At 53.8% G+C, this 12698-nt stretch carries 12 protein-coding genes; 4 read left to right on the forward strand and 8 right to left on the reverse strand.

Features of this window, described 5'->3' with window-relative positions; translation table 11 throughout:
* Window positions 1-547: 547 nt before the first annotated feature.
* Entirely contained in the window at window positions 548-1174 is a 627-nt protein-coding gene (locus tag CEK60_RS08035) for a LysE family translocator (protein ID WP_089038581.1), read from the reverse strand.
* Window positions 1175-1426: 252 nt separating this feature from the next.
* Here CEK60_RS08035 and glaH point away from each other — a divergent pair, with 252 nt between their 5' ends.
* Window positions 1427-2389 carry a glutarate dioxygenase GlaH gene (glaH, locus tag CEK60_RS08040; RefSeq protein WP_089038582.1) on the forward strand — a complete coding sequence of 321 codons (963 nt, stop codon included), beginning with the start codon at window positions 1427-1429 and terminating at the stop codon, window positions 2387-2389.
* A gap of 64 nt (window positions 2390-2453) precedes the next feature.
* On the forward strand, window positions 2454-3668 hold the full coding sequence (gene lhgO, locus CEK60_RS08045) for an L-2-hydroxyglutarate oxidase (RefSeq protein ID WP_089038583.1): 1215 nt from the start codon (window positions 2454-2456) through the stop codon (window positions 3666-3668).
* Window positions 3669-3743: 75 nt separating this feature from the next.
* Here lhgO and CEK60_RS08050 read toward each other — a convergent pair whose 3' ends face one another.
* The gene (locus CEK60_RS08050) at window positions 3744-4259 is read right to left on the reverse strand and encodes a GNAT family N-acetyltransferase (protein ID WP_089038584.1); all 516 of its coding nucleotides are present in this window, start codon (window positions 4257-4259) and stop codon (window positions 3744-3746) included.
* A 108-nt stretch (window positions 4260-4367) separates the two neighbouring features.
* Window positions 4368-5246, reverse strand: a complete 879-nt coding sequence (locus CEK60_RS08055; protein ID WP_089038585.1) for an MBL fold metallo-hydrolase — start codon at window positions 5244-5246, stop codon at window positions 4368-4370.
* Between the two features lie 146 nt (window positions 5247-5392).
* Here CEK60_RS08055 and CEK60_RS08060 point away from each other — a divergent pair, with 146 nt between their 5' ends.
* Entirely contained in the window at window positions 5393-6346 is a 954-nt protein-coding gene (locus CEK60_RS08060) for a GlxA family transcriptional regulator (protein ID WP_089038586.1), read from the forward strand.
* Window positions 6347-6853: 507 nt separating this feature from the next.
* On the opposite strand, the gene CEK60_RS08070 is transcribed toward CEK60_RS08060, so the two are convergent.
* The 5 genes from CEK60_RS08070 to CEK60_RS08090 all read right to left on the reverse strand — a co-directional run bounded on the left by CEK60_RS08070 (window position 6854) and on the right by CEK60_RS08090 (window position 11112).
* Window positions 6854-7093 (reverse strand): DUF333 domain-containing protein, encoded by a 240-nt coding sequence (locus tag CEK60_RS08070; RefSeq protein ID WP_089038588.1) that lies wholly within the window; start codon window positions 7091-7093, stop codon window positions 6854-6856.
* A 155-nt stretch (window positions 7094-7248) separates the two neighbouring features.
* Window positions 7249-8154: a hydroxymethylglutaryl-CoA lyase gene (locus tag CEK60_RS08075; protein ID WP_089038589.1), complete on the reverse strand. Its 906-nt coding sequence runs from the start codon at window positions 8152-8154 to the stop codon at window positions 7249-7251.
* A gap of 9 nt (window positions 8155-8163) precedes the next feature.
* Window positions 8164-9423, reverse strand: coding sequence for a hydroxymethylglutaryl-CoA reductase, degradative (locus CEK60_RS08080; protein ID WP_089038590.1), 1260 nt, complete (start codon window positions 9421-9423; stop codon window positions 8164-8166).
* Between the two features lie 100 nt (window positions 9424-9523).
* Window positions 9524-10876, reverse strand: a complete 1353-nt coding sequence (locus CEK60_RS08085; RefSeq protein ID WP_089038591.1) for a tripartite tricarboxylate transporter permease — start codon at window positions 10874-10876, stop codon at window positions 9524-9526.
* 2 nt (window positions 10877-10878) lie between these two features.
* Window positions 10879-11112, reverse strand: a complete 234-nt coding sequence (locus CEK60_RS08090) for a hypothetical protein (protein WP_089038592.1) — start codon at window positions 11110-11112, stop codon at window positions 10879-10881.
* A gap of 174 nt (window positions 11113-11286) precedes the next feature.
* On the opposite strand from CEK60_RS08090, the gene CEK60_RS08095 reads away from it, so the two are divergent.
* Window positions 11287-12651, forward strand: coding sequence for an aminotransferase-like domain-containing protein (locus tag CEK60_RS08095; protein WP_089038593.1), 1365 nt, complete (start codon window positions 11287-11289; stop codon window positions 12649-12651).
* Window positions 12652-12698: the final 47 nt, after the last annotated feature.

Genomic DNA, 12698 nt, shown 5'->3' on the forward strand with positions numbered 1-12698 from the left:
TCTGCCACTGCCAAAGGGGGCCGAGGGCTGATAGAAAAACCCCGTAATCGACTGTTTTTGGTGAACTCGGTCGTGGCCTACTGCTTTCCACGGCTAGCAAAGTTGCGCAGGCTGCTTTCGCTCGCTTTGTCCAAGTAATGGCGGATGCCGCTTCGTTTGGAACAATAGTGCCAAGGCATTACTAACCCATTGAAAATTAATGTTATTAATTATTGCTCGACAGTATAACATCAATCATTGTGCCGCTGCGTTTGCTGACACGTCCGCTCAGGGTCGAAAACGGACTTCCAGCAAGGTGTCTGATCGCAGTAACCGACTCCGCTTACGTTTATTCAACAACCTGCAACTATCAAAATATAATTAGCCTAAAAGCTAGCAGATAATAATTGCTGCCGTCATTAGAAATTAGTCGTCTAGCTTTGGTTTCACCATGGATAGGCGCGTGATGCCGCCTCTTATTGTGAATACCGGCCTCCCTGGCCATGGTTAATTCCGTCGGTTTCCTGACAGTCTAAAATCACCAACCGCCTATTTCGCAGGCCGTTTATTATGCAGGTCGCTTAGCCAGCAGCGCCCAAACACCCGCCGAAGAAAGTAGCGTTCCGCCCACAATATTGAAACGGCGCTGGGCGCGGCGTGAGGCAAGCATCTTGCGCACGGATGAGGCAAACACCGCGTAAAGCGTGGCATTGAGTGTCGCTAACGCCACGAACGTGACTGCCAAAATCCACAATTGCTGCCCCGCATTAGCACCAGGGCTGACAAATTGCGGCAAAAAGGCGACGAAGAAGATGATGCCCTTGGGGTTCAGTGCCGTTACCAAATAGGTATTGGTGAACAGCTTCCAGCGCGACCCTGATACGGCGGGTGTTACCGGCTGAACCGACGATATCCCGGCACGCAATAGCTTTATACCCATATAGAGCAGGTATAAACCGCCAATCCATTTGATAACGGTGAACCAAAACGCCGAAGCGGCCAAAACAGCACCCAAGCCAAGTAGCGAAAAAATCAGCGCCGTGGAATCGCCTAATGCAACCGCAGCGACAAGCGAAATATTAGCGCGTCGGCCTTGGGCGATGGAGTAGCTGACAACCGTCAAAATCGTCGGCCCAGGAATAGCGAGCAAGGCCACGGATGCAAGCGCAAAGGCAAACCAAATTTCGATAGACATAGGACAGCACCTTAGACGTAGTAATGACTAAGTTAGCATAAGCCTCGGTAGGCTGGAGTCCCCCATTAGCAACGCCCTCTGAGATCCCCACTATTTTGACGATGTGAGCTCCCCTGGTGGTCGAGCTCGCACCATATTTTTAACTAAATAAATATAAAACGTTGACGAAATATAAAAATGTAGATATTTTTTAAGCGTAGGTTATTTATTCAATCGGTTCTTTTTCACCCTTTTGCTAAAGAGAGGCGTCCAATGAACGCTCCAGCCACTATCCCCGCACAGCAGCATCATGGTTTCACCCTTGGCCGCTCACCGCAGTCGGACCGCTTACTGCAACTGAGCTTCCCTAAGGAAACAGTGAAAGCGTTTCTTGACGCCGTGTCGGAATGGCCGGTTCAGGCACTGGAATATAAGTCTTTCCTGCGTTTTCGAGTGGCCAAGATTCTTGATGACCTGTGTAAGAACACCTTGCAGCCGGTGTTGATCGATACCATGGTGGATCGGGATACGGGAGCGTTTCTGGTGACGCCAGAGGGGCTGGATCAGGTTGAGCAGGCTGACGACATGGTGATATTCGCCACGGCAGTGTCTCACCTGATGGGACGCTCTAATTACGACGCCATGAGTGGCCAGTACTATGCGCGTTTTGTGGTGAAGAACGTCGATAACTCAGACAGCTACCTACGTCAGCCGCACCGCGTGATGGAGCTGCATAACGACGGCACGTTCGTGGAGCAGGACACCGACTACGTGCTGATGATGAAAGTTGACGAACAGAACATGCAAGGCGGCAACTCGTTACTGTTGCACCTCGATGACTGGGAAGGGTTAGACAGTTTCTACTCTCACCCACTGGCGCGTCGTGACATGCGCTGGACCGCGCCACCCAGTAAGAATGTTGATCGCGATATCTACCACCCCGTGTTCGATGTGGACACCGAGGGTCGCCCGATCATGGCCTACATTGACCAGTTCGTTCAGCCGAAGGACTTGGAAGAAGGCAATTGGCTAGCTGATCTGTCTGATTCGCTGGAAGGTAGCCAACATCAGCTATCGGTTCCGGTCGCCACTGGCAGCTTCCTGCTGATTAACAATCACTTCTGGCTGCATGGTCGCGATCGCTTCACCCCGCACCCTGACCTGCGTCGTGAGTTGATGCGTCAGCGTGGCTATTTCACCCATGCCAAAACACTACGTCAGCCGCGTCAGGTATAATCATTTAGAATAAGCTGGCCACCGCCATGACGGTGGCCATTTTCCCTTGGCTACCGAGACGCCTATGTACGACTACATTATTATCGGGGGCGGCATTCTTGGGCTGTCGACTGCCATGCAGCTGATCCGCGCCTACCCTGACAAGAAGATGCTGCTGGTTGAGAAAGAGGATGGCCCTGCCCGCCATCAAACAGGCCACAACAGTGGCGTGATTCATGCAGGGGTTTATTACACGCCCGGCAGCTTAAAGGCGCGTTTTTGTTTAGAGGGAAACCTCGCCACCAAGGCGTTTTGTGACGAACATAGCATTGCCTACGACGAATGCGGCAAGCTGCTGGTCGCCACGAATGACCTCGAACTCCAGCGTATGAAAGCACTGTGGGAACGCACGGAGGCTAATGGCCTGGAGCGGTATTGGTTGACGGCGGAAGAACTGCACGAACGTGAGCCTAACATCACGGGCGTCGGCGGTATCTTTGTCCCCTCCAGCGGTATCGTCAATTATGCTGAAGTGGCTGCCGCCATGAGCCGCGAATTCGAAGCCGCTGGCGGTGAGATCCGCTACAACACTTCAGTGACAGGCTTAAATGAGCGAACCAATGAGGTAGTGGTATCCACCAGCCAGGGTGATTTCTCTACCCGCTATATGGTGTCCTGCTCTGGCCTGATGGCAGACCGCGTGGTACGCATGCTGGGTATCGAGCCAGACTTCACTATCTGCCCGTTCCGCGGCGAGTACTTCCGCCTTCCCGCGCAGCACAATCAAATCGTTAATCACCTAATCTACCCGATTCCTGACCCTTCGATGCCGTTTCTTGGCGTTCACCTGACACGCATGATTGACGGCAGCGTAACGGTCGGCCCCAATGCGGTGCTGGCCTGGAAACGTGAAGGCTATCGAAAGACCGACATCTCGTTTTCCGACACGCTCGCCATGCTGCGCCACCGCGGCATCCGCCAAGTGCTGAAAGACAACTTGCGTCCAGGGCTTTCCGAGTTTAAGAACTCAATCTATAAAAAAGGCTACCTACAGCAAGTGCGTAAGTACTGCCCAAGCTTAACGCTGGCTGATCTTGAGCCTTACCCGGCTGGCGTGCGCGCCCAAGCGGTGTCCAACGATGGCAAGCTGGTCGATGACTTCCTGTTCGTCAACACGCCGCGTACTGTCAACGTGTGTAACGCACCCTCGCCTGCGGCGACGTCTGCCATTCCCATTGGGGCGTATATCGTAGAGAAAGTTAAGCAGCAGGTTGGCGATAGCGCCGCCGTAGTGAGCTAAGAGCCCACCAAGCTGCTTAGTATCAAGCCTATTTCGGGCGCATAGTTTGCGTCCGAAATAGGCCTAAACGGTTACTTAACCAGCGCCGCGTAACGCCATCAGCATTGCCTGCATCATAAGAGAAGAGTCCTTCCTAAGCGGCACCGGCTGCCCCATTGCCATAAATCCAGACGACCGATACAAATCAACTGCCGCCTCATTACTGGTTGTAACGTCAAGCGCGAGACGCTCACACTCTTTATCTATCGCCCAGGTTTTAATCTTACCCAGAAGCGCCTTGGCGATGCCTTTCCCTCTTGCCGCAGGCGAAACCCACATTTGGTAGATATGCGCGGTTTCCACCTCTGGTGCATGTATCACACCCCAAGCAAGCCCCACCGGCCGGCCACCCTGCTCTGCCACTAACGGGAAAGCCACAAGCCCTCGCGCGTTAAGATCTAAGCGCGCTTGCCAATCAGCATCCGACAATGCAGATTCCTGCTCGTAAGTGGCACCAAACGAGTCAGGGGAATCCTTGAGCGATTCCAGCCTGACTGACTTGTACAGCGCCCAATCTTCTGGGGTTACTACTTTGACGTTGAAATTTTTCATTTAAGGGATGGGCTGCATAGTGTGTGGGTGCTTAGGGAATGAAGGCAGCAAGCCAGCGTTAAGACATTAATACACAGAACAGGCCGCCATCAAAGGCGACCCATGGCATTAAAAGGAGATGACTTCGCCATCAGCGGGGATAGACACGCGATCCTGGATCCCAACTTCTTGCACGTAACCAGACAGCTCGTCACGGCTTAACGTCATATGGTTCACGGCGTCCATATGCACCGCGATGATCGCCGCATTAGGAGCTGCCTGATGCATACGTAGCGTATCTTGCTTACCCATGATGATTGGGTCGCCTGTGAAACCAGTGATCTCTGCGGCGCCGGCATTCACGACAATCACCTCGGGATTATAACGCGCCAGCGTCTGCTCAACCTCGTCGCGCCAGATGGTGTCGCCCACCAGGTACGTGGTTTTTTGGCCTGGGGCTTCGAAGACCACACCCATCACATCACCAAGGGTTTCCGCCAGTACAGGCACAGCGTAGAGAGTATCAGAGCCATGCTGACCGCCCGTTTTATGCAGTGTCACTCCACCAAATTCCACTTCTCCGTCCAAAATACGCACATCGCTGAAACCTTGAGAGCGAATAAGCTCGGCATCGGCAGCATTCTGTGCAAACAGGGGCATGTCCTTCGGCAGCAGTTCCTGGGCAGCATCGTCCCAGTGGTCGAGGTGTGTGTGAGTAACGATGATGGCGTCGACGCCGTCGGTTATCTCCTCAACGGGCATGGGCAGCCCCACCAGCGGGTTACGCAACTCGCTACGATAGGTATTTTCGAAGCCTGGATAAACACCCTGCTCGGCCAGCATCGGGTCCACCAAAAAGGTGGTATCCCCATAGGTAATTTTCACCGTTGCATTGCGAATCTGCTGCACCTGCTGCGTCGCCCTCTGAGCGTTTGAATCTGCCAAGGCGTTACCGGCAATGAGTCCTGTGGCGAGGACAAGAGAACTGGATAAGGTTTTGATAGGCATCTAACGACTTCCTTCAATACGCTATTGGATTGATAGCAAGCAGTGTAGAGAGAGACGACTGACAAAAAAATTGGCCTAAAAGTCAGTGTTCGAAAGTTTTGGGCCATCATGATACGGTTACGTTGAGAACAGCATAGGAATTACCCATGTCCTTACCCCGCGTAGGTTTAATTCTCCATCCCCGTATCACTCCTTTTCATTTCTCGGTGCCCTATACGGTGTTCGGCATGGCTTTCCCCGATCGCTCACTCTTCGATCTGACCATCGTCGCGCCTTGGGAAGATTCGCTAGAGAGTGATGAGGTGATGACAATAAAGCCCAATGGCGGCTTATCTCTCTTGGATAACGTGGATATAGCCGTGGTACCTGGCTGGCATGACCTGGATGAGCCGCCACCGCCTGAGCTGGCAGAGGCGCTCGTACGCTGCCATCAACGGGGCGCTCATGTGGTGGGGCTTTGTTACGGTACTTATGCGCTGGCGTACGCTGGACTGCTCGACGGCAGGCGGGCGTCAACTCACTGGGTCGCCGAGCAGGATTTCAGTGACCGCTTCCCCAAGGTCAAGTTGGACACCAATGCGCTTTATGTGGAGGAGGATCGTCTAGTGACGTCCGCAGGCACGGCGGCAGGCCTGGATTGCTGCTTGTTCTTGGTGCGCGAGTATTACGGCGCGAAGATCGCCAACAAGATTGCCCGCATCATGGTGATTCCCCCGCACCGCGAAGGTGGACAGGCACAGTTCATTGAGCAACCCGTTGCCATCTCCACTCAAGACGCCCATATCAATCGCTTATTGGACTATTTGAGAGAAAACCTAGCAGGTTCGCATCGCATCGATGAGCTAGCCGCTCGCACCTCCATGAGCAGACGCACCTTCACGCGTCACTTTCAAAAAGCGACCGGAATGACGGTGGTGGAGTGGCTTGTCAACGAGCGCCTACGGCGTGGGCGCGATCTACTGGAAACCACCTCCTTGTCGGTGGAAGCGATTGCAGAACGAGTTGGCTTTCATACAGCGACGTCTTTCCGTCAACACTTTAGGCAGCAGCATCAAGTCAGCCCACGCGACTGGCGTAAAACTTTTGGCGGCAACGCCTGAGTTTTTCGGGCCAGAATTCCCTTAACCACGCTCATAGATTTTTGGGTGGACTGATAGGAGCTACCTTCAAGTCTCGTCGAGTTTTCGGAGCTATCTCATGGGTTCGTCAAACAACGGTTTGGCCTAAACCGTCGTTATCGGCCAGGAGCGGTCTTTTAGGTATCACTGATGTGGCGATTTATAACGCCCGCATTACGGGCTGGTTTGTAGTGGCAGCGCAAAACCAGTCCCGGTACACGCAATTTAAAGGTTGTCAGAAAGGAACCTTACAAAGTGCATTTCGAGGCCGTTGCAGCGGCCCTTCAATCGTAGTCGATAGCGTATCAAACGCGCATAACCGTGTTCCAATCTATACTGTGGCCAGCCGCTTCGAGTTCACGCGCAAGTGCCTCTTCCAGCTACCGTTGCTGTCCATCGTCTCCAACACAACTGTTGTCAACGCACTGAATCAAGAATATTAAAACACTAGGCAAGCGCCGGTACGACAACGCATACGCCGCACCTCACTTAGTGAACGCGCAAACCTTCCGTCTGATAAAGCAGATTGACTTCTACCACCCGTCCTTCCAACAGGTGGCAATACTGACGAGTCTTGCCCGCTTCCTGGCGCGATCGCACCTCGCCGCCTTCCTGCTCACAGTAATTGACGGCAACCTGCTGCGCCTGGTTAGCACCATCAGTAGTACCTAGGGTCGAACATCCCGCCAGTGCCATCCCTATCAAAACCAACAGGCCATAACGAGCCATGTGCTTCTCCCTTTGCATTGTTACGTTGAACAGTGATTATTAGCAGCGCAAAACCCGCTGATATTCATTCATTATAGTCAACGTTCGGACTTTCTTGGCATGGCAGCCAGAAATGATGACCTGCTTCTAATATGTCGAAAGTCAGGTTGAATACGCTATCCCCCTGCCACCATCAAGGCGCTGCCAGCGCGTGACCGATTGGGTACGTTGATCACTTTTGTGATCCAATCCCCCGTTCTTGCCAGCGCGTTTAAATCAATGCCTGACTCGATTCCCAAACCCTCAAGCATATACACCACATCTTCGCTGGCCACATTGCCAGAAGCTCCTTTGGCATAGGGGCAGCCCCCCAAACCGGCGACGGAACTATCAATAACGCTTAGGCCCTCTTCCAGCATCGCATAGAGATTCGCAAGTGCTTGGCCGTAGGTATCATGACAGTGGGCGGCCAGGTTATTTATTGGCACCTGAGCGGCAACAGCCGCCAACATATGTTTGGCTTTTGATGGCGTTCCGGTGCCGATCGTATCGCCCAGTGATACCTCATAGCAGCCCATCTGGTATAGCGCCTTGGCAACTCGCGCCACCTGTAAAGGCGCGATCTCCCCCTCATAAGGGCAGCCAAGCACGCAGGAAATATATCCCCGTACACGTAGCCCGGCCTGGCGCGCATGCTCTACCACTTGCTCAAAACGCTCGAGCGACTCGGCGATAGAGCAGTTTATGTTCTTGTGAGAAAAGGCTTCACTTGCTGCGCCAAATACGGCGACTTCGTCAACATCGCACTCAATCGCTGCCTCAAGGCCTTTCAGGTTAGGTGTCAAGGCTGAATAGACAACGCCAGGGCGTCGCTCAACGCCCTGTATTATTTCCCGATGGTCGGCCATTTGCGGCACCCAGCGAGGCGACACAAAGCTCGCCGCCTCGATATTTGCACACCCCGCCTCCACCAGGCGCTTGATAAACGCAAGCTTCAGGTGAGTAGGCACAAACGCCTGTTCATTTTGCAAACCGTCGCGCGGGCCGACCTCGACCAGGCGCACAGAGGATGGCAAGGCCATGCTGTCTCCTTAGCCGTTACGCAGCTGTTCAAGCAGTTGCTGGGCGATATCCACACGCACCTTGCCGCCATCCACAAGCAGCGCTGCGATACGATCAACTTCATCGTTCTCGGCCCCGGCCATTACCGCAATATTTTTAGCATGCAGTGCCATATGGCCCTTCTGAATGCCGGTGGTCGCCAGCGCCTTAATGGCGGCAAAATTCTGCGCCAAACCCACCGCGACAATAATACGAGCCAAGCGATCCGCTGTTTTAACGCCCAGAATATCAAGACAGTGCCGAGCACTAGGGTGCGATCGAGTAGCGCCGCCTACCAAGCCTACCGGCATAGGCATTTCTAAGGTGCCGGTCAGGTTCCCTTCGCTATCGGCTTCCCAATGTGTCAAGGAACGGTAACGCCCCGTGCGAGCGGCGTAGGCATGCGCACCCGCTTCTACCGCGCGGGTATCGTTGCCCGTTGACAGCACGACAGCGCTAACTCCATTCATGATGCCTTTGTTGTGGGTAGCTGCCCGGTAAGGGTCCTGGTCTGCGAAGCGATACGCGTTGAGCATACCGTCACGTACCGACTCCCCGCCAAGATCTTCAAGTTTCCAGGTAGCACGTGCGCGAGCAATGCGTCGATCAGCGAGGTTGGACAGAATACGCAGACAGCTGCGACCACCGCTCCACTCCGCTAGAGAAGGCGCGACAGCTTCCGCCATCGAGTTGACAGCATTGGCACCCATGGCATCACGCACATCCACCAGCAAATGAACGATCAGCATGTTGTCGAGAACGCGCACTTCCAGGTCACGGAAACCCCCACCGTGCTGGAGCAGTACTGGATCGGTTGCATCACAAATGCTTTTTACCTGTTCGAACTCGGAAAGCAGCCGAAGGCGTGCAAACTCGGGGTTAGGCACATCCAGCAACTGCACCTGCGCAATCATGATGGGTTCTGACGTATCGGTATGAAACCCGCCCAGCGCGCGACACTGCCTGGCCGCATTACACACGGCGGCGACCACGGAAGACTCTTCGGTCGCCATGGGTACCAGCTGTTCCTCGTCATCAATAATCAAATTGGTGGCAACGCCGATTGGCAGGTTCAGCGTACCAATGACGTTTTCGATCATGGCATCGGCAGTGGCCGACGAGATATTGCCCGTATCAGAGAAATGCGTGCGAACCTCGCTGCCGAGCTCAGCTATTTCGATGACTTTCTCAAGCCGCTCGCTGGGAGTAAGCTGATAAAAACCAGGAATGCGGGATGTGCTGTGTGCCATGAATAATGCCTCTGATCAATTGAGGTTGAATAAGTAAATGTGCCTGACGTGTACGATTTACCAAGAGTCAGCATATGCGTCAGGCATGGATCCAAACGGATTAAGCGATTAACCCTAAAAGCCACGGTGCGGCATAAAGCGTCATGAACTGCACGCCATAGTTGACGCCCCAACGGTTGAGTAGACCTGCCATCAGTGCCAGCACCATCACGCCCAAAATGCCCATTACTCCGGCATCCATATAGGCAAGCAGCATGACCAGCGAGAAGAACATCGCCAGGAACGCTTCGTGAGGAATGTGCTTGAACACAAAGATGCAGATACGCCGCGCGTACCGAACCGCAATCGGGTAGGTAATCAGCAAAGCGACACCGGCACCCAAAATGCTGGCGATGGTAATTTCAGAAAAACTCATCAAGTGGTGAGCATTTTGCTCGAGCGTCAGTACCGGCGGTGCGTTGAAGAAAGCGTTGCCCGGGCCAATCGCCATCGGGCTCATCGGTATGCCTAGTGCCGCTAAGGGAATCAAGATGCCCGCGATGTAAGAGGCGTTGGTGACGGCATCCATTGAAGATAGCGCGCGACTAGCCTTATTGACCGTACCTTTCACCCAGCTCGACATTACTTCGCCCAGAAAGATCGTGATGCCGACCGGGCTCATGAAGAACGTGACCGAACCCAGGACAGAGCTAGCTGCGGCCGAGGCGGTTTCCTGACGCGTCAGAATGCGAAACGGATTGGGTAGCTGCCCTTTCTCATCGTTACCGTAGATCTGGATCTGCTTGGGCTCAGACTCCGCCATTTTATGGCGCTCACTGTTGACCGTGAGCTGTGCCAGATTAAACATCATCGGGCCAATGGTGATGCCCAAGAAGAACGAGATGAATACAGTCTGCCCTTCCGGAATGACGCCCATCCCCCAATACAGGTGCCGCAAGCCCTGAATCAATGCTGCCAGTAGCACAATACTGATCAGGCTGATGACTTTCTCCTTGCTCATCAGGGCAAGAAATACGGCCCCACCAAAGAAGATCTGGCTGGCATACTGGCCAAGCACATCGGCTAGGGGTGTCAATAGAAAAGCCAGAAACAGACTAATGGGGATCGCCACCAGCGTACCGATGACCGAACCGGACGCCATTTTACGAATCGCCAGGGTGGCATGACCTTCACGCTTCAAGATCAGTGCGTGCTCAACCATAGGTGCCGACATCACCCCTCCCGGTATACCGGCTACCGAAACGGGAATGGAGTCGGTCAGCTTCTTGGCAACAATGGCCGCCATAAAGAAAGCCAGCACCACGGGAAGCGGTATGCCCGCGACCACCAGCGCCAGCGTTACCGGAGCCAGTACGGCGGTTTCATCGGTACCCGGTGCAACACCGATCGCGGTATAAACGATGACGGCAATGATCGCAGCCGCCAACATTTGAAGTAATAAGACGGGATCCATGACTACTTATCCTCACCGGTTTGCAGCTGTCGCTTAGGGCGAAACAGCAGCGCATTGATGAAGAAGCCCAGAATAGCGCCGCTCAACCCAAGAATAAGAGGAAGCGGAGGCTGCGCTGGAGCAAGTAGATAGCCGCCTAGTGTTAACGGCGTCGAAATACACAGTGACAGCAGAAGGTCTCTCCCACTCACCGAGTCATCCCACACATTGAGAAACCGATTCTTCTTTTCAGACATAGCGTGTCTCCTTGAATTTATTATGGATGTGTCTTTTTTAATGGAGCACATGATGGGTAAACTTGCTGAGTACTGATAGGTACAGTTGGCGAGATTGTACGAAGTACTGTACCCATCAAAAGACAGGTACACTGATTTCACCGGGCTTAACCCGTTTTGCGGAAGATACGGATCATGTCGAAATCCAGGCACGTGGCCGACACCATTCTCAAGGCTATCAACGAAGGCCGCCTTGCCCCAGGGGCTAGGCTCGCTTCTATACGCGAAGCCGCCCGGCAGCATGGAGTGTCAAAAAACACCATTGTGGATGCTTATGATCAGTTAATTGCGCTGGGCAGGTTGCGCGCCCGCCAAGGGGCAGGCTTTTTTGTTACGCAGCCACCCGCGCTTGAAGCGCGGGAAAAGACCTACGAGCTAAAGGAAGCCGTCGATAGCGTCTCGCTTCTGAGGGAGCAGTTGGTAGGTAACTTTCAGGTACGGGTAGGCGACGGCCGAGCGCCCGCCAGCTGGATGGGCGGCGCGGCGCTTGCGCGGCAAGCCAAGCGATTAACGTCTATCGGCAATGATGATATCGAGTACGGTGCTCCTCAAGGGTATCTCCCACTGCGTGAAACGATTGCCAGGGTACTGGCCGGACGCTCCATTCACGCTTCTCATGAACAGGTATTGCTGACCTTCGGCGCCAATCATGCCTTTGATCTTATTATTCGCCACCTAATCGCCCCGGGCGACCGCGTCCTGGTGGAAACGCCCGGCTATTACCCGCTGTTTGGCAAGCTGCGCCTGGCCAAGGCCAAGCTGATTGGCGTTTCGCGCAGCCACGATGGGCTGGACCTAGATGACCTGGAGCGCAAGATTATTCAATATCGCCCCAATGTTTTCTTTCTCCAGCCCAATGCCCATAACCCTACGGGCTCTACCCTTTCACTTAACCAGCTGTATCGGCTACTGACACTCGCAGAACGCTACAACCTGATACTAGTAGAAGACGACGCCTTCGCTGACCTACTCCACCGAGGAAGCGCTCACTTGGCAGCACTGGATGACCTGAGTCGCGTGATTTACGTCGGTACGTTTTCCAAGACGCTTTCCACCGGCATTCGCTCGGGTTACTTGGCGGCCAACCCTGGGCTGGTTAATGCACTTACCGATATCAAAATGGTGACTGTCGTTAACAGCTCCACCTTCAGCGAGCGCCTGATTCACGAAATGATTACCCACGGGCGTTACCGCCGTCACCTGGTACAGCTTCGCGAACGTATTACCAAGGCCAGTGCCAGTACCATTACCGCATTGAAAGAAGTGGGACTTGAGAATATAGAGGGGCCTGGTGAAGGTTATTACTTATGGGCGCGCCTGCCGAATAATATCGACGCGATGCAACTTGCCAAAATAGCCTCGGACGAAGGTATTTTCATCGCGCCTGGCAGTATCTTTTCACTACGCCCTAATGGGCCGGATGCATCGTCTATGCGTATGCATATTGCCTATGCCAATGATCATCGGTTTTTGGGATTTCTTGAGCGTTTTTTGGGGTAGGGTTGGGCTCCTGGAAAGTCTAGAACTATAAGTAAACATATAAATCT

The sequence above is a fragment of the Halomonas sp. N3-2A genome (assembly GCF_002216165.1).
Classification (GTDB): domain Bacteria; phylum Pseudomonadota; class Gammaproteobacteria; order Pseudomonadales; family Halomonadaceae; genus Vreelandella.

Excerpts from the sequence above, each read along its gene's own strand:
- CEK60_RS08035 (WP_089038581.1), bottom strand. The coding sequence starts at position 1,174 with ATGTCTATCGAAATTTGGTTTGCCTTTGCGCTTGCATCCGTGGCCTTG.
- glaH (WP_089038582.1), top strand. The coding sequence starts at position 1,427 with ATGAACGCTCCAGCCACTATCCCCGCACAGCAGCATCATGGTTTCACC.
- lhgO (WP_089038583.1), top strand. The coding sequence starts at position 2,454 with ATGTACGACTACATTATTATCGGGGGCGGCATTCTTGGGCTGTCGACT.
- CEK60_RS08050 (WP_089038584.1), bottom strand. The coding sequence starts at position 4,259 with ATGAAAAATTTCAACGTCAAAGTAGTAACCCCAGAAGATTGGGCGCTG.
- CEK60_RS08055 (WP_089038585.1), bottom strand. The coding sequence starts at position 5,246 with ATGCCTATCAAAACCTTATCCAGTTCTCTTGTCCTCGCCACAGGACTC.
- CEK60_RS08060 (WP_089038586.1), top strand. The coding sequence starts at position 5,393 with ATGTCCTTACCCCGCGTAGGTTTAATTCTCCATCCCCGTATCACTCCT.
- CEK60_RS08070 (WP_089038588.1), bottom strand. The coding sequence starts at position 7,093 with ATGGCTCGTTATGGCCTGTTGGTTTTGATAGGGATGGCACTGGCGGGA.
- CEK60_RS08075 (WP_089038589.1), bottom strand. The coding sequence starts at position 8,154 with ATGGCCTTGCCATCCTCTGTGCGCCTGGTCGAGGTCGGCCCGCGCGAC.
- CEK60_RS08080 (WP_089038590.1), bottom strand. The coding sequence starts at position 9,423 with ATGGCACACAGCACATCCCGCATTCCTGGTTTTTATCAGCTTACTCCC.
- CEK60_RS08085 (WP_089038591.1), bottom strand. The coding sequence starts at position 10,876 with ATGGATCCCGTCTTATTACTTCAAATGTTGGCGGCTGCGATCATTGCC.
- CEK60_RS08090 (WP_089038592.1), bottom strand. The coding sequence starts at position 11,112 with ATGTCTGAAAAGAAGAATCGGTTTCTCAATGTGTGGGATGACTCGGTG.
- CEK60_RS08095 (WP_089038593.1), top strand. The coding sequence starts at position 11,287 with ATGTCGAAATCCAGGCACGTGGCCGACACCATTCTCAAGGCTATCAAC.